Raw genomic sequence first — 16,731 nt, 5'->3', positions numbered from 1 at the left:
GCGCAATAAGTTGAGTGTAGGAAAACGTCTGAACCCAACATAGCACAGGCAGAATGTTCGGCTCAGCCTCACTCATTGCCTGTACTAATCCGTTACCTATCATAGTAATCTATAGAACTTTGTCTTGTAAATAAGCGTTAATGTAATAACTTTGTAATTACATTAAATAAAAAAGTGCTATGGAAGTATCAATCATTCAAATAGGAAATTCCAAGGGACTACGGTTGACTAAGTCTATTCTAGACAGGTATAACATCAAGGATAAAGTTGAGCTAATACTGGAAAAGGGGCAGATTATCCTAAAGCCAGTTGAGCAGCCAAGGAAAGGCTGGGACAAGGCTTTCAGGAAAATGCACGAGAACGGTGATGACCAGCTTTTACTCGATGATGTGTTTGGCGATGAAAGCTTTGACGAATGGAAATAAGTCAATATGAAATAGTCCTGGTGAATCTGGACCCTACTGTAGGAAGTGAAATTCAGAAAACAAGGCCATGTGTCGTGATATCCCCTGATGAGATTAATCATAACCTAAGAACAGTGGTCATCGCGCCGATGACCACCAAGAGCCGTAACTATCCTACCCGTGTGAAAGTGAAGCACAACAACCAAGTGGGGTGGGTAGTGATTGACCAGATACGGACTATTGATAAAGTCCGCATTGTTAAAGTGTTAGGAAACCTGAACCCCTCAGAAGTAGCTTCCTGCAAAAGTGTGATAAAAGAAACTTTTGTGGACTAATAAAAAAACCACCATAGGTAACACGGTGCAGCCGTAACCCTTCGCTATGCTTAGGGCTTCGGCTGCACAAATCCGTTATATGTGATTTCAAATTATGTATTGTTGTTTTAATAAAGTTTCACTTTAGGGCAACTTTCTGTATCTTTGCTTCGTGAATAATAAAAGAAATCATCGGAGTATAATTTTCTACAAAGACTACTTTCAAGAGTTCTTTTTAAAGCAAAGGGATAAGGTGAAAGATAAAATTATCTGGACTCTTGACTTAATCGAAGAACTTGAAAGGGTGCCTGAAACCTATCTCAAGCATATAGAAAATACTGACGGGCTCTTTGAGGTCCGGGTACAACATGGAAGTGATATTTTTCGGATTTTCTGTTTTTTCGATGAAGGTAAATTAGTCGTTCTGGCAAATGGCTTCCAGAAGAAAACCCAAAAGACGCCGAAGAAAGAAATTGAAAGAGCATTAAAAATCAAAAGAGAATATGAAAGCGAGAAATAATAACACCTTGACACTCGACCAGTTTAAAGATAAGCACTACGGTAAAGTAGGAACTAAGAAGCGCGACGAATTGGAAGAAGGATACGAAAACTTCAAAATTGGCGCTTTAATTCATGAAGCCAGAATAGAGAAAGGTTTAACTCAAGAAGAGTTAGCGGCAAAAATTGGAACTTCTAAATCCTATATCTCCAAAATTGAAAATAATATCAAAGAAGTGCGTTTATCGACCTTAAAAAAAATCATCGAGCTGGGTTTAGGAGGACATCTAGAGCTTTCAATCAAATTATAGTCCTGGAAGAAAGAAGCAAAACCGCTCATAACCCAGTGCATCCTTAACCCTCGCTCCGCTAGGGCTTCGGCTGCACGAGTACCGTTGTACTTCATGCAATGTATGAAATGAACCTACAAGAGTAATAATTACCTCTGAATAGAAAACAAGTGTAATAAATTACTATTTTTACCTTTGTTTTTAAAACAAGCGTAACTGTTATCCTCGTTATGGCTCCATTTCACAGAGAAAAACCTTACAATGATTTACCCCTGCTTCCTCCGGAAATAGACCTGGAAACAAAGGAAGTCATGCGAAAGACCGTTAAGGCAAGCAGGGCTTTAGCGCAGTTGAACGGCGCTATCATCAACCTGCCAAATCCAAGTCTTTTCCTGGACACGATTCATCTGCAGGAAGCCAAGGCAAGCTCTGAAATAGAGAACATCATTACCACCAATGATGACCTCTATAAATCAGCCGTGGCTGAAAAGAGGCATGAATCCACGGCAGCAAAAGAGGTGATAAGCTATAAGGAGGCGTTGTGGTACGGCTTGGAAAAGCTCGAAGGGCGGCCATTCATCACAACGAACCTTTGTGTAGAGATCATGCAATGCATCAAGCAGAACACATCGGGTATCAGGACTACTCCAGGTACAACTTTATCCAACACGGAGGGCGAAGTGATCTATACGCCGCCGTCGGGCGAAGCAGTAATACGCGAGAAACTGGCTAACCTGGAGCGCTTTATTAACGAGGAAAGTACCTTGGACCCGCTCATTAAAATGGCCATAATGCACTACCAGTTCGAGGCTATACACCCGTTCATAGATGGCAACGGACGTACAGGGAGAATCCTGCTTCTACTCTACCTGAAAATGGAGAAACTGTTAGATGTGCCTGCATTATACTTGAGTGAGTATATTATCCGGAACAAGTCGGCTTATTACCAGAAGCTAAAAGATGTCACAGAAGCAGGAGACTGGGAGGGCTGGATTCTCTACATGCTGGACATGGTAGAAAAAACAGCCATTAGCGGATTAATGAAGTTGGAGGAGATCATGGCTGTCATGGAGGCCACTTCGGAAGAAATAAGAGAGAAACTCCCCAAAGTATACTCGAAAGAGTTAATAGAAATATTATTCAGGCTACCGTATACGAAACGCCAGTTTCTGATCGACGCGAATATGGGAACACCAAAGACAGTCGGCAATTACCTAATAGCGCTTGAGCAGGAAGGCTTTTTAAAAGCGACTAAGGTAGGTAAGGAAAAACTTTACCTAAACAAGCGATTAATGGAAGTGCTGGAGAATAAGGTAGAAACTCTTAAGCACAACACCAGCTATAGTACATAAACGCGCCATAGCAGAACCGTTAAAACTCCGTAAAAGCAACTCCACTAGCTCCCCTATGGATAACGAAAAGGCATTTGTGAGGCGTTTTTTTCAGGTGGGTGTTACCCAGCCTGAAAAGCTGGACATGATTGCCAGTCATTTTCATGAAAAGCTGATCGACAAATACGATTACTTCCTGCTCGAAGGAAAGACCAGTCAGGAATACATGCTGCTGGAAAGCGGTTTCATGCGCGCTTATTCCCTCGATACGGCAGGCAACGAAGTTACCACCGCTTTTTATGATGCCGGGCAGCCTGTGTTTGATGTGGCCTCCTTCTTCATGCACACGCCTTCGAAAGAGAGCATTCAGGTGCTTTCCCCCTGCAAGGGCTGGGTCATTTCATTCAACGACCTGAACATCCTGTTTCACAGCATACCTGAATTTAGAGAAGTTGGCAGGGGGATTTTAGTGAAAGGCTTTGCTGCGCTCAAACTTCGTATGCAGTCCATGATCAAGGAAACGGCTGAGGCCCGTTACGCGATGCTCCTGCAGTCGAACCCCGAGATCCTGCTGCAGGCCCCGCTGAAACACATTGCCTCTTACCTGGGCATCACCGACACCTCCTTAAGCCGGATCAGGCGCGAACTCAGCAAGCAGCACAAGTAATTTTTCCTCCTCCCCCACTTCTTGTCATATGGCAAGTAGATTGATGGAGCCATGCGTTTATTTTATTGTAAAAAACGATAAGCCATGGAAACATTACCACTGTACATTCACAGCACCTTTGTACTCACCGTACTCGCTGCCATTTATCTTTTTGTAAAGGCCTCCTCTTCACGAAGGCTCTTATTTATCATGTTTGCTTGGCTGGCGCTAACAGGCACACTGGCATGGACGGGCTTCTTTGAGGCACCGGACGCACTGCCTCCCCGCTTTCTGGTGGCAGTACTGCCCCCGCTGCTCTGCCTCGTAGCACTGTTCAGCACTAAGCAAGGCAGAGCATGGCTCGACGCCTTCGATCTGAAAACGCTCACCCTATTGCAGACCTTGCGCATACCGGTAGAGCTTGTTTTGTATGGGCTGTTCCTGCACCAGCTTACGCCTGAGTTGATGACCTTTCAGGGCAGGAATTTTGATATCCTGTCAGGTATAACGGCACCGCTGGTATACTACATCGTATTTGTGCGTAACAAGTGGCGCTCGAAATTGCTGTTCCTATGGAATGTGATCACGTTCGGTATACTGCTCTTTACGGTGAGCAACGGCATCCTCTCGGCTCCCTCCCCTGTGCAGCAGTTTGCTTTTGAGCAACCGAATGTGGCAGTGCTGCTTTTTCCATTTATCTGGTTGCCTGCTGTGGTCGTGCCCATTGCCTATTTTGCACACCTGATTTCCCTGCGACAACTGTGGAAGGCCTATGGAAGGAATAGTAAATTTTTATCTACTTTAGAGTCAGATAAGCAGAACCATCAAAGGGGAAAGGCATATTTCCCACCTGGTCACAGTCCTGAAATTTAAATACCACCACATGCACCCACAAGTAACCGACTACATCAACACATCCGGGAAGCACAAAGAGACTCTGGAAGCCCTGAGGCAGCTCGTGCATGACACCGTGTCTGGCTTAACCGAAGAATTTAAATGGGGCCGTCCGGTGTTCCGCGCCAACAAAGACTTTGCCTACCTCAAAACTGCCAAGGCTTATGTTACCCTGGGCTTCTTCCAGTTCGATAAACTCAACGACCCAAAAGGCTTACTGGAGGGCACCGGCAAGGACATGCGCCACATCAAAATCAAAAACGTGCTGGAAATAGATCGGGAGCTTTTGAGCGATTGGTTCAAAGCGGCTTCGGTATAGCCAAAAGCAGCTACCGTCGTATACCTGCCTATGATGAGCGAGAAAGAGAAAATGCTGGCTGGCGAACTGTACAACCCACTGGACAAGCAACTGAGCGACGAGCGCCTGCAGACACGCCTGCTTCTGAAAGAACTCAACGACAGCCGCGAAGACCAGGTGGAGGAACGCAGCCGTATCCTGAAAGCCCTGATCCCGAATGCAGGGGAAGAACTCTGGCTGCAGCCCCCTTTCTACTGCGACTACGGCTACAACATGATCCTAGGGGAAAAAGTATTTTTTAATTTCAACTGCGTGGTGCTCGACGTGATGGAGGTCCGCATCGGCAGCCGCACCCTGTTTGGGCCTAATGTGCAGGTATACACCGCCACCCACCCGATGGATCACAAAGTACGGGCCTCCGGTGTGGAGTACGCCAAGCCGATCAGCATTGGCGAGGACGTCTGGATAGGCGGCAGCGCGGTGATCTGCCCTGGCGTCACCATTGGCGACCGCAGTGTGATCGGGGCCGGCAGTGTGGTTACTAAAGACATTCCGTCCGATGTATTTGCCGCGGGCAATCCTTGCCATGTGATCCGGCATTTGGACAAGTAGCGCCGGTGGTGCTATCTTTAGCTTCTGTTACCCGATTGCATATGGAAGCTTATCAGGACATGTTTCAGTTGCAGAAGTACCCCAGCAGTGCATTTGCCCGGTCTTACTCCTCCGAGTTTTACAACATTCTGTTGCTGGAGGGCAGCGGCACGCTCAGCGTTGACTTCACCGACTATGCTTTTGATGGGAAAATCGCGCTCTTCACCTCCCCCTATCAGCATCTGAGCATCAGCGCCGACACAGACTTTGAGGTAGACCAGCTGATCTTCCATGGAGATTTTTACTGCATCGAGTACCACAAGAATGAAGTCGCCTGCAACGGCCTGCTGTTCAACAACATTTACAAGCAGCCTTTTATCAGATTGGCAGATGATGAGATCGCCTCGATCTTTGAGAAGATTCGGATGGAGCTAAGTCAAAAGGAACCACATTCGGAGCCGGTCCTGCGGAGCTACCTGCAGCTGATTTTGGCTATTGCGAGCAGAATCAAGAAGCGGGAGCAACAGCTGGAAGCTGACAGCACACTTCATCCCATAGAGCAGTTCCGGGAGCTGGTAGAGCAGCATTACCTGACGCAGCGCAACACACCTTTCTACGCAGAGCAGATGGCCTTCTCTCAAAGTGTTTTCGCCCGGAAAGTTAAAAAGCATTTTGGCAAGTCACCCTCCCAACTGATACAGGACCGCGTCATACTGGAAGCCAAGAAGCAGCTGCACCTCACACATAAGAGCATCAAAGAAGTGGCGGCCGCGCTCTATTTTGAGGACGAGCATTATTTCAGCCGATACTTCAAGAAGCACACCGGCATCTCTCCTACCCATTTCAGAGAGAAAGTTGGCATCTCGGTAGTGGCGGATTTGTCCATGAGATAGCCCGATCCGTCCATTTTCCCGCGCTTTAGAAGGCTTTAGTTTTGTATCGTCACCAATACGATACAGAACGAATGAACGACAACGTACAGCAACTACTCGAAGCCTTGGCGAACGCGCAACGCTATTTTGTGCATTTTATCCGAATCTCCATTTTCATTGTCATGGCCTGGATCGGCGGCCTGAAAGCTTTCCAGTACGAAGCGGATGGCATTGTGCCCTTTGTAGTCAACAGCCCGTTCATGAGCTTCTTCTACACCAAGGATGCGCCCGAATACCAGCAGTACAAGAACAAAGAGGGTGAGGTTGTCCCAAAAAACATTGCCTGGCACCAGGAAAACGGCACCTACATTTTCTCCTATGCCCTGGGCGCCGTCATCATCTCCATTGGCCTGCTCACGCTGCTCGGCATCTACAACGCCAAGATCGGGCTGCTGGGCGGCTTGCTTACGGTCGGTATGTCGGTCGTAACCCTCTCTTTCCTCATCACGACGCCCGAAGTATATGTGCCCGACCTGGGCGGTCCCGATCATGGCTTCCCATACCTGTCCGGCGCTGGCCGACTCGTGCTCAAAGACATCATCATGATGGCTGGTGGGCTAGTCGTGGCTTCTGATGCAGCCAGCAGAGTGCTGAAGCAACAAGGTGCTGCACACCCCGCTACTGCGCCTGCACAGCGGCAACAGGTAGCGCAGCCGGTGGAGTAACTTCAACGCTGCTATACCTGACATAACAAAAGGGCCTCTCCGTTTCCGAAGAGGCCCTTTGTCATTTTTATACTTCCAGGTGCTTTTGTCCTTTGTCAAAAGCTCTTTTGTCAAAAACCTATACCAGGATGCGCAGCGGGTTTTCCAGCATGCTCTTGAAGGTCTGCAGGAAAGCAGAACCAACAGCACCGTCTACTACGCGGTGGTCGCAGGAAAGCGTTACTTTCATCACGTTACCGATCTGGATATTGCCATTCTTCACCACTGGCGTCTGCTTGATAGCACCTACGGCCATGATGCAGGCATCTGGTGGATTGATGATGGCAGTGAATTCTTCGATGCCGAACATGCCCAGGTTAGAGATCGTGAAGGTGTTGCCTTCCCAGTCAGACGGCTGCAGCTTCTTGTTCTTGGCTTTGCCGCCCAGGTCTTTCACCTCAGAGGCAATCGCAGAGAGCGACTTGCTGTCTGCGTTGCGTACTACTGGTACCAGGAGGCCTTCTTCTACTGCCACAGCCACGCCGATGTTGATCTGCTTGTTGTAACGGATCTTGTCGCCCAGCCAGGAAGAGTTCACGGCAGGGTGCTGACGAAGTGCCGCAGCGGCCGCCTTGATCACCAGGTCGTTGAACGACACCTTCACCGGAGACACCTCGTTGATCGAAGTACGGGACTCGATCGCCTTGTCCATGTCGATTTCCATGGTCAGGTAGAAGTGCGGAGCGGAGAATTTGCTTTCTGCCAGACGGCGGGCAATCACTTTGCGCATTTGCGACACGGTTACTTCTTCGTAGGCGTCTGTAGTAGCAGCTGGTGCAGCTTGTGGTGCAGGAGTTGCAGCTGGCGCTGAAGCTGGAGCAGTTGCAGGGGCAGCTGCTTTTTGCGGTGCAGCGGCAGACGGTGTGAAGTTCTCCACGTCGCGCAGCACAATACGTCCACCCTCGCCCGATCCTTTGAGCTGGTTAAGCTTGATGCCTTTTTCTTTGGCTACTTTTTTGGCAAGCGGAGAAGCCTTGATGCGTCCGTTTCCTTCGGCGGCCACCTGCTCGGTTTCGCCGGCCGGTACTTTTGTATCCTGTACTTTCTCTTCTGTCGTTTCCTCGGTGCGGGCTTCTACGTTTTCATCAGACTGTGCGTTCTCTTCGCGTGAGCGGCTTTCCACCCCACCCTCTGCATCTAGCAGGGCTTTGTAGTCAGCATCTTTGTCGCCGATGATGGCAATGATGGCATCAATGGCAACAGAATCGCCTGCGTTTACGCCCGTGTAAAGCAACGTGCCGTCTTCGTACGACTCCAGTTCCATGGTTGCCTTATCGGTCTCCACTTCGGCCAGCACGTCGCCAGAGCTCACTTTGTCGCCCACTTTCTTCAACCACGACACCAGCACGCCTTCGGTCATGGTATCGCTCATCTTCGGCATCCGGATCACGCTGGCCTTGATGTTGGATGTATCCACAGTAGTTTTGGCAGCAGGGGTATCCGCTTTGGCAGGCGCCGCTTCCTTCTTCTCTTCCTGTTTAGGGGCTTCCTTTACCTCCTCTTTCGGCTCAGCTTTAGCGGCTGGCTTTGCGCCTGCATCGCCCAGCAAACCGGAAATGTCCTCGCCTTCTTTGCCGATGATCGCTATTACAGCATCAATAGGTACCGAATCGCCTTTTTTAGGACCAATGTGCAGCAGCGTGCCATCTTCGTATGATTCCAGCTCCATGGTAGCCTTGTCGGTTTCCACCTCGGCCAGAATATCGCCGGCGCTTACCTTGTCACCTACTTTCTTAAGCCAAGATGCAATCACCCCCTCCGTCATCGTGTCGCTCATCTTCGGCATTCGTATCACTTCAGCCATAATTTATCGTCTTGTTTGTTCGCCTGTTTCGTCTATTGGATAAAGCCCAAAATTAGACCTAAAAATATTTTATTCAAACTATACTCCCTAATTTGTTCTGAAGCCCAAATTATACCTGCACCTCCTGCAAATGGGCCACGTCGCAGTACTTCTTCACACTGAACATAGTGCCTGTGTAGTCGAGCTGGTAAAGGCAAAGGTTCTGGTGCTCGAACTGGTCCATGCAGCGCAGCGGGTACCGCAGCAGCTGGCTCAACAGGATGCGCATGGCGCGGCCATGCATGCAAATGAGCACGTTTTCCTCCTCGGGCCGGCTCAGGATCAAATCGATCACGGGTTTCTGCCGGGCAGCCACCAATTCCGGGCTCTCCCCTCCTTCTATGCATAGGCTGGTTTCACCCTCGGTCCACGATTGTAGCATACGGTGGTAGTAGGCGTCTTCTTCCGGCGTGATACGGGTGCCTTCCCTTGTTCCCCAGTTGATCTCGTTTAGCCCGGCGTGGCGTTCGTGCGGTATACCTTTGTCGGTAAAACCCTGAACCGACTGCATGGCCCGTTGCAGGGTAGAGGTATATACCTTGTCGAAAGGGATGTGCTGGTATTTCTGGAAAAATGCGTCGGCCTGTCTGCGGCCCAGTTCGTTGAGCGGCGCATCCACACCGCTGCCCTGCACAATGCCCTGCAGGTTAAAATCGGTTTGCCCGTGGCGGATCAGGTATATTTTCTTAATACTCAAAATTGACTTACTTTTGCCTCTTTACAAATACTAGAATGCGAAGTTAGCATTCAAAGCCTATACAAAATGGATTCTACGTTAGAAAAGCTGCAGGAGTGGAGCAAAAACACGATGGTGGAGCACCTTGGCATCGAAATAACCTCTTTCAAGGATGGCGTTTTGGCCGCCAGAATGCCCGTTGACAAGCGTACGCACCAGCCGATGGGCCTGCTGCACGGTGGTGCTTCCGTAGCCCTGGCCGAAACACTCGGCAGCATAGGCGCCGCCCTTTCCGTAGATCTGAACCAGAAAGCTTGCGTGGGCCTGGAGATCAACGCCAACCACATCCGGAGCGTGCGCGAAGGCTGGGTATACGGCGAGGCCCGCGCCCTGCACCAGGGCCGCAGCACGCAGGTATGGGAAATCAGAATTACGTCCGAAACGGGCGATGTTGTGTGCCTGAGCCGCATGACCGTGGCTGTAATTGATAAGAAATAAGGTATGGGACATGAGGCAGCCGGTATGGGAGGAGAAAGCGCGAAAAGCTATACCCTGGAACAAATCTTGACGACAGCCCTGCATCAGCAGCAGGCTATTGCCCTTTGGCGCCTGCCCTTGCAGACCGAGGTGCAGGCCTGTATCTCTTTTGCGCCCCAAAAAATGTCGGCTATACCTGCGCTGGAGACGAGCCCGGCCGGTTTTTTGTTCTGCCCCTTTGTTACCGATGGCGACGAGCCGCATATATTCCTCAAAGCCGACCTGCACTACAGTTCGCACACCAAACAGTTACTCCCTGCTGCCGATGCTCCGGAAGCTTTAGTGAATTCCTTTACCGCGGCGCTGGACCAGCCTGAAACCCGAACCTCTGCAGCCTGGCCTATACCTGTCCACACCGATCATTTCAAGGGTCGGAACGAAGAGACCTTTACCGCCGCAGTGAGCCTGGCTGTGGATGCGATACGGGCCGAGGCGATGGAGAAGGTCGTACTTTCGCGTATCAACACCACGCCACTGCCATCAGCGTTTAGCCTGATCAATGCCTTCGAGAAAATGCTCCAGGCCTACCCCAACGCGTTTGTGTCGTTGGTGGCTATACCTGGAATAGGCACCTGGATGGGCGCATCGCCGGAGATACTGGTGAGCGTGGACCAGCAACAGATCTTCAAGACCGTAGCGCTGGCCGGCACCCAGCCCCTCTGCGAAGACGGCTCCACGGCCAATGCCATCTGGCGACAGAAGGAAATAGAGGAACAAGGGATGGTGGAGCGCTATGTGCTTAGTTGTTTCAAAAAACTCCGCCTGCGCGAGTACTCCGAGGTGGGTCCGCGCACCGTCATTGCCGGCAACCTGATGCACCTGCGCACTGATTTTAAGGTAGACCTGAAGGAAGTGGACTTCCCGACCCTGGGCACCGACATGCTCCGGCTCCTGCACCCCACCTCGGCCGTTTGCGGACTTCCCAAAGAACCTGCTCTGCGCTTCATCCTCAACCACGAAGGCTACAACCGCAGCTACTACAGCGGTTTTTTAGGCCCGGTTAACAGCTCGGATGGCTCATACCAGTTTGTGAACCTGCGCTGTATGCAGCTATTGCAGCACGAAGCCGTACTATACGCAGGTGCGGGCATCACCGGCGACTCCTCCCCTGAAAAGGAATGGCAGGAAACAAAGCACAAACTCCAAACAATGCTTAAAATCCTATCGGAGTTTTAAGCATTGAGTGAATGAGTGATTGAGTGGTTGAGTGGTTTTTGAATTAGTGAATGGAGAGGTGAGTGTTTGATTATTTTAAACGAGTAGTTTAGATAAAAATAATATAGCCTAACTAAGTCCACATTCGACTGAATATCCCCTTGAACTCAATGATTGATCTAACAATTCAACCATCAACAATTTAACAATTCACTCAACCACTAACTCACTCAATCACTCAATCTAAAATCACTCAATATGCTCCTACAGCCCGTTGTCAATATTGCTGAGATATGCGCCCGCAAGGGGGTGGAAAATGTGGTGCTTTCGCCAGGTTCGCGCTGTGCACCCCTGACGATCGCTTTTGCCCGCCACCCCAAACTGACGGTACGCACAGTGAGTGACGAACGGGCCGCCGCTTTCATAGCACTGGGCATGGCGCAGACAACCGGCAGGCCAACTGTGCTGGTGTGCACCTCAGGAACGGCATCCTTGAATTATGCGCCGGCTGTGGCAGAGGCCTTCTTCGCACAGGTGCCCTTGCTTGTGCTCACCGCCGACCGCCCGCCGGAGTGGATCGACCAGCTTGATGGGCAAACCATCCGGCAGCAGCAGGTATATGGGCAGCATATCAAACGCAGCTTCGACTTTCCGGTGTCATTGGAGCACCCCGATGCGGTGTGGCAGACCGAGCGATTGGTATCGGAGGCGCTGAACGAAGCGGTGGCCTCCCCTGCCGGACCGGTGCACATCAACGTGCCCCTTCGCGAGCCATTTTACCCGGCGCAGGACGAAGAACTGCAGTTCGATGCAGAGGTGAAAGTGATTGAAGAAGACCACAGCGCGTTTGACCTGAACCCGATGCAGTCCCTGAAACTGGAGCAGGAAATGCTTTTTTTTAAGCGCGTGCTTATTGTGGCTGGTCAAGGATACCATGATCCAAAACTGTTACTGGCACTCCAGACATTCATGGGTTCGACTGGTGCTGTGGCGATAGGCGATATCATCAGCAACACACAACAACTGGCCGGTGTTGTTCGCCACCAGGATGCCATCCTGGCCTGCCCTGATCCGGAGAAGATGGCCTCTCTCCAACCCGACCTGCTGATCACTTTTGGCAAATCAGTCATCTCTAAAAGCCTGAAGCTATACCTGCGCCAGTACAAGCCGAAGGCACACTGGCACATTCAACCCGCCGGGCAAGTGGCTGACACCTTTCAGTCGCTCACACGCATCATCCGCTGCACGCCTGTCAGCTTCTTCCGGAGCATGGCCGGCAGCACCCGCGAAGATTCGGGTTACATCCAGGCATGGACAAGTATAGAGCAGAAAGCGGGAAGTTTCCTGAAAGACTTCACCACCAAAGCCCCCTACAGCGAGTTGACTGCCATTAGCCGCCTGCTCAACACGCTGCCGCAGCAAAGCAACCTGCACCTGGCCAATAGCATGGCCGTGCGCTATGCCAATATTCTGGCCCTACGGCCCGAGCAGGAGGTGCAGGTATACGCCAACCGTGGCACAAGCGGCATCGATGGCAGTACCAGCACCACGGTCGGCTGCGCCCTCAGTAGCAAGCGCATCACTACGCTCCTGACCGGCGACATGGCCTTTTTCTACGACCGCAACGGCCTATGGCACAATTACCTGCCCGCCAACCTGCGCATCGTGATCATTAACAACCACGCGGGTGGCATTTTCAGACTTATCGACGGCCCGAAACGGCAACCGGAATTAGATGAGTTCTTCGAAACAAGGCAGCAGCTCGATGCCCGCCACACAGCCTTAGACTTCGGACTGAACTATACTTCCTGCCAGTCCTTAACCGAACTGGAGCAGGTGCTCCCAGCTTTTTTTGCCCCCGATGCCGGCGCAGGAATACTGGAAATCTTCACTGACAGCAAAGCCAACGCCGCCGAGTTCGCCGCCTATAAGCAGACACTTTTGAAAGCCTTGTAAGGTATAGCGTTTGCATTTGTCTGAGCCTGCACTTTATTTCAGTAACTAAGATACTCACTCTTTCTTTTATTTATCATCCAGAAAGGATCTTGTCGAAAGAGGCCCCTACTCCCAGGCAGGGAATCTGTAATTACTGATGCTCAGATTAAGCGCTGAGTTTGCTGTATACCTATTCATGATTACATCCCCTCGTCCCTTTTTTTATCGAGGGTCCCTATGCCCACGGGGTACTTTTCTGCTGATGCTTACTCTACAGGTATAGCTCCGTAGTTTTTGGGGTTTAGGCTCCTACTAATTCAACACACCCCCGCCCCTCTCAAGAGAGGGGTATGAGGCATTACCAGTTCCCGGTATAAGTCATTTAGTGTGCCTCGCACCACGGGCACGCATCGAAAGGCTAACTTGCCCCTTAACCTATGCAACAAAAAGCTGTGCCAGGTGCACCAAATGACACTCCACTGTTCGAGCGGTCAGCGAGTTTGGAGGGTCTTGACTTTTTTTGCTTCCTTTTTGTGTCAAGACAAAAAGGAAGTGCCCGCCGCACAGGCGAAGCTATAAAACAAAACAATTTAAGGTATAGCTAAACAGCAGCTACGCCAGGTATAGCTATACCTGCTAGGTGTAACTGAGCCAGACACCTGTCAAGACATATCCATTAATTCCATAGCCATTTAACAGCATAATTCGTTTAAATAATTGTACATCAATTTCTTAAACCTAAAATCTTACAGCCATGAACTTAACGCAAGACATGCACTGGATCGAGCACTGGGCTGATACACACCATCCGGTTTGGGTAGACTTTGTGCGTATGGCGCTGGGTATCTTTCTATTTGTGAAAGGCGTCATGTTTATTCAGGATACTGAGGCGCTGCAAAGCATTATGCGAAACAGCCAGTTTCAATGGGTGTCGTTCGGGATGGCGCATTACGTGGCATTTGCGCACCTGGTGGGCGGACTATTGATCGCCATGGGGCTGGTAACGCGCATCGCAATCCTGTTCCAGATCCCGATACTGCTCGGTGCTGTGTTCTTCATCAACCCGCAGCGGGGATTCTACTCTGAGAACACAGAGCTTTGGTCTTCCATCATTGTCCTGATCCTGCTGATTGTCTTTTTGATACTCGGCTCTGGACGTTTATCGGTCGACAATCTGATCAGAAGACCTGAGCGGGACGTCCTATACTGAGCCCGAGCAACTGGTACAGCCCTTAAGCACGCAATTGCCGGGGCATCAGCAACTTTCTCCAGTTAACGAGAAGGCAAGGCGAAGTGCGATTGCTCCATTGTTACCTGGCTATGCCTATGTTCGAGCGGAAAAGCTTAAGTACAGTTCAGAGCGCCCCTTCTGCAAAGTGTCAATCACCAAAATTATACCTGCCCTTATTTAGGTCTTATACCTCTTTGTCGTAATTTTGAGCAAAATTTACGGTGCCTATACCTATGTGCTTTGACCAAGGTATAGACAGGCAGTGCACAAGCTGCGTATGTAACCAACAATGCAAAAGGACTGAAGCTAAACCTGCAGAGCACCGGAAAAAAAGAATAAACAGGCGGCCCGGCAGTGTACCTGCTCTGCCGTCACATTTATACAGACACCCCATGACGCAAAATTTCCTGACCCTAAACGGTAAGAAGTTCTATTACGACGAAATAGCGGCATATTCTTTCCGCAATAGCGTGCCGCTCAACGGCTACGAAGCTAAAACCCTGGAATTTTGCCGCGACTGGCTGAACGGGGTGCAGGAATTTCCGATCCATACCTCCGGTTCCACCGGCACACCCAAGCTGATCACGCTCACGCGTAAACAAATGGAAACTAGCGCGCGCCGTACGCTTAATCTTCTTGGTTTGCAGGCAGGTGAACATATGCTGGTCTGCCTCAACACAGAATATATTGCCGGTATGATGATGCTCGTGCGCGGCCTACTGGGTGATATGCACATGACCGTGGTGGACCCTGTCGGAAATCCGCTCACGCTTGCGCCCGCTGACGAAGTGTATCATTTCTCGTCCTTCGTACCAATGCAGCTGCAGACCATTTTGCAGGAGAACGAGACCTACGTGGCGCGACTGAACAGCATGAAGGCAATATTAGTGGGTGGTGCGCCGGTCAGCTTTTCGTTGCAGCGCGAACTGCAGCAGCTGCAGGCGCCGGTATACCATACCTATGGCATGACCGAAACCTCCTCGCACATCGCCCTGCGCCTGCTCAACGGCCCTTCCGCTGCCGATTATTACGAGACCATCGCAGGCGTCACCATTGGGCAGGATAACCGTGGATGCCTCACTATTACTGCAGACATCACCGAAAACGAAACACTGATCACCAACGACATCGTTGAGATACTCACCCCTACCCGCTTCCGCTGGATTGGCCGTGCCGACAACACCATCAACACCGGCGGCGTGAAGGTGCAAACCGAGGTAGTAGAGGTTGCCGTGTCGGAGGCAGTGGCTGAGTTAGAGCAGGCCCCGCGCTTTTTTGTAGCCTCACAACCCGACGAACTGCTGGGCGAGAAGGTGATTCTGGTGCTGGAGGGTGAACCACTGGCAGAGGAAACGGAACAGCAGATAATGGAGAAAATGAGAACCCTGCTGCGTAAGTTCGAGATGCCGAAAGACATCTACTACAGTCCGGCATTTTCCGAGACTGCTACCGGCAAGGTATCGCGTTTGCGCACCATGCAGAAGCTGGGGCTCGAAACAGATTAAAACAGGTATGGCGCTATCGCGTAGTAGGGTAAAACAAAACACCTTATTCCTATGCGACCATTATCCTTCCCTAGCCTGATTTTGCTGGCTGCCCTCTGTCTGCAAGGCTGCAGTGGTGGACTCTTTTCTTCCAAGGGCCCGGTTACGCTATCCGAAGCCTGGGCTACCGATAACACCCTGCGCACCCCTGAATCGGTGGTGTTTGACCGCGAGCGCAACGTCCTCTACGTCTCCAACATCAACCAGACCAGCAAGGACCGCAAAGACGGCGACGGCTTCATCTCACGCCTCAACCCCAATGGCGATGTAGACCAGCTATACTGGGTTTCAGGGCTGAACGACCCCAAGGGCATAGCCCTGCATAACAACGTGCTTTATGTAGCCGACATGGACGAGATTATCGCCATTGCCACCCAGACGGGCGCTATACTGGCGCGTCACAAAACGGATAAAGCCCAGATGCTAAACGACGTGACCGTGGACGATGCCGGCAATGTGTATGTATCTGATTCGCAGCGAGGCGCCATCTACCTGTTCCGTAACGGCCGCGTTAGCCACTGGCTCGACACAAAACGCGAGCGCCCGAATGGCCTGCTCTATGATAACAACCGCCTGATCGTGGCCTCTATCAACACGGGCAATGTCCGATTTCTGGATACCGAGCGAAAGGAGTTCACTGACTGGACCGAGAAAATCCCTTCGGCGGACGGTATAGTGCGCGTTGGGGCCGAAGGCTATTTGGTCTCGAACTGGAACGGGGAGATCTACTATGTGAACAATGCCGGCAAGAACTGGAAAGTGCTCGACACCAAAAACAAGAAGGTCAACGCAGCCGACATCTTCTATTCCGAAGAACAGGGTCTGCTTTATGTGCCCACCTTCTTCGACAACCGCGTGGTGGCCTACCGGCTGAATTTCTAGAAAAATTGCACTGTTTTTTCTGGAAT

The 16,731-nt window shown here is 50.7% G+C and carries 19 protein-coding genes; 17 read left to right on the top strand and 2 right to left on the bottom strand.

Translation table 11 applies throughout. The features are described 5' to 3' along the window. Positions 1 to 179 precede the first annotated feature (179 nt). The 11 genes from BD749_RS19030 (at position 180) to rclC (ending at position 6,863) form a co-directional block, all read left to right on the top strand. A complete protein-coding gene (locus BD749_RS19030; RefSeq protein ID WP_018477466.1) occupies positions 180 to 425 on the top strand; it encodes an AbrB/MazE/SpoVT family DNA-binding domain-containing protein in 246 nt (81 codons plus the stop codon). After that, positions 416 to 739: a type II toxin-antitoxin system PemK/MazF family toxin gene (locus BD749_RS19025; RefSeq protein ID WP_026236237.1), complete on the top strand. Its 324-nt coding sequence runs from the start codon at positions 416 to 418 to the stop codon at positions 737 to 739. The genes BD749_RS19030 and BD749_RS19025 overlap by 10 nt, the downstream gene beginning before the upstream one ends. A 232-nt stretch (positions 740 to 971) precedes the next feature. After that, positions 972 to 1,238, top strand: a complete 267-nt coding sequence (locus BD749_RS19020) for a type II toxin-antitoxin system RelE/ParE family toxin (RefSeq protein WP_394341673.1) — start codon at positions 972 to 974, stop codon at positions 1,236 to 1,238. Then, positions 1,222 to 1,527 (top strand): helix-turn-helix domain-containing protein, encoded by a 306-nt coding sequence (locus BD749_RS19015; protein WP_101447469.1) that lies wholly within the window; start codon positions 1,222 to 1,224, stop codon positions 1,525 to 1,527. The genes BD749_RS19020 and BD749_RS19015 overlap by 17 nt, the downstream gene beginning before the upstream one ends. A 209-nt stretch (positions 1,528 to 1,736) precedes the next feature. Further along, the gene (locus BD749_RS19010) at positions 1,737 to 2,858 is read left to right on the top strand and encodes a Fic family protein (protein WP_101447467.1); all 1,122 of its coding nucleotides are present in this window, start codon (positions 1,737 to 1,739) and stop codon (positions 2,856 to 2,858) included. 55 nt (positions 2,859 to 2,913) lie between these two features. Beyond that, the gene (locus tag BD749_RS19005; RefSeq protein WP_245869455.1) at positions 2,914 to 3,504 is read left to right on the top strand and encodes a Crp/Fnr family transcriptional regulator; all 591 of its coding nucleotides are present in this window, start codon (positions 2,914 to 2,916) and stop codon (positions 3,502 to 3,504) included. Positions 3,505 to 3,588: 84 nt separating this feature from the next. Next, on the top strand, positions 3,589 to 4,356 hold the full coding sequence (locus BD749_RS19000; protein ID WP_180336467.1) for a hypothetical protein: 768 nt from the start codon (positions 3,589 to 3,591) through the stop codon (positions 4,354 to 4,356). Between the two features lie 10 nt (positions 4,357 to 4,366). After that, positions 4,367 to 4,696: a DUF1801 domain-containing protein gene (locus BD749_RS18995; protein ID WP_101447465.1), complete on the top strand. Its 330-nt coding sequence runs from the start codon at positions 4,367 to 4,369 to the stop codon at positions 4,694 to 4,696. A gap of 30 nt (positions 4,697 to 4,726) precedes the next feature. After that, complete coding sequence (locus BD749_RS18990) at positions 4,727 to 5,287, top strand: sugar O-acetyltransferase (protein ID WP_101447463.1); 561 nt, start codon at positions 4,727 to 4,729, stop codon at positions 5,285 to 5,287. Positions 5,288 to 5,328: 41 nt separating this feature from the next. After that, complete coding sequence (locus tag BD749_RS18985; protein WP_101447461.1) at positions 5,329 to 6,159, top strand: AraC family transcriptional regulator; 831 nt, start codon at positions 5,329 to 5,331, stop codon at positions 6,157 to 6,159. 71 nt (positions 6,160 to 6,230) lie between these two features. Further along, on the top strand, positions 6,231 to 6,863 hold the full coding sequence (rclC, locus tag BD749_RS18980; protein ID WP_101447459.1) for a reactive chlorine resistance membrane protein RclC: 633 nt from the start codon (positions 6,231 to 6,233) through the stop codon (positions 6,861 to 6,863). Between the two features lie 118 nt (positions 6,864 to 6,981). On the opposite strand, the gene BD749_RS18975 is transcribed toward rclC, so the two are convergent. Both BD749_RS18975 and BD749_RS18970 read right to left on the bottom strand, forming a co-directional pair. Then, entirely contained in the window at positions 6,982 to 8,706 is a 1,725-nt protein-coding gene (locus BD749_RS18975; protein WP_101447457.1) for a pyruvate dehydrogenase complex dihydrolipoamide acetyltransferase, read from the bottom strand. A 109-nt stretch (positions 8,707 to 8,815) separates the two neighbouring features. Next, the gene (locus tag BD749_RS18970) at positions 8,816 to 9,442 is read right to left on the bottom strand and encodes a histidine phosphatase family protein (protein WP_101447455.1); all 627 of its coding nucleotides are present in this window, start codon (positions 9,440 to 9,442) and stop codon (positions 8,816 to 8,818) included. Positions 9,443 to 9,508: 66 nt separating this feature from the next. Here BD749_RS18970 and BD749_RS18965 point away from each other — a divergent pair, with 66 nt between their 5' ends. From BD749_RS18965 to BD749_RS18940, 6 genes are all read left to right on the top strand, one after another. Next, positions 9,509 to 9,919, top strand: coding sequence for a hotdog fold thioesterase (locus BD749_RS18965; RefSeq protein WP_101447453.1), 411 nt, complete (start codon positions 9,509 to 9,511; stop codon positions 9,917 to 9,919). Between the two features lie 3 nt (positions 9,920 to 9,922). Next, positions 9,923 to 11,134 (top strand): isochorismate synthase, encoded by a 1,212-nt coding sequence (locus BD749_RS18960; RefSeq protein WP_245869453.1) that lies wholly within the window; start codon positions 9,923 to 9,925, stop codon positions 11,132 to 11,134. A gap of 237 nt (positions 11,135 to 11,371) precedes the next feature. Then, positions 11,372 to 13,069, top strand: coding sequence for a 2-succinyl-5-enolpyruvyl-6-hydroxy-3-cyclohexene-1-carboxylic-acid synthase (gene menD, locus BD749_RS18955; RefSeq protein ID WP_101447451.1), 1,698 nt, complete (start codon positions 11,372 to 11,374; stop codon positions 13,067 to 13,069). Positions 13,070 to 13,802: 733 nt separating this feature from the next. Continuing rightward, on the top strand, positions 13,803 to 14,258 hold the full coding sequence (locus tag BD749_RS18950) for a DoxX family protein (protein WP_101447449.1): 456 nt from the start codon (positions 13,803 to 13,805) through the stop codon (positions 14,256 to 14,258). Between the two features lie 413 nt (positions 14,259 to 14,671). Next, the gene (locus BD749_RS18945; protein ID WP_101447447.1) at positions 14,672 to 15,784 is read left to right on the top strand and encodes an AMP-binding protein; all 1,113 of its coding nucleotides are present in this window, start codon (positions 14,672 to 14,674) and stop codon (positions 15,782 to 15,784) included. 51 nt (positions 15,785 to 15,835) lie between these two features. Next, entirely contained in the window at positions 15,836 to 16,705 is an 870-nt protein-coding gene (locus tag BD749_RS18940; RefSeq protein WP_101447445.1) for an SMP-30/gluconolactonase/LRE family protein, read from the top strand. Positions 16,706 to 16,731 lie beyond the last annotated feature (26 nt).

The organism is Pontibacter ramchanderi (assembly GCF_002846395.1).
In the GTDB taxonomy this organism is placed as follows: Bacteria; Bacteroidota; Bacteroidia; order Cytophagales; family Hymenobacteraceae; genus Pontibacter; species Pontibacter ramchanderi.
This window is presented reverse-complemented; position numbering and strand designations above follow the sequence as displayed.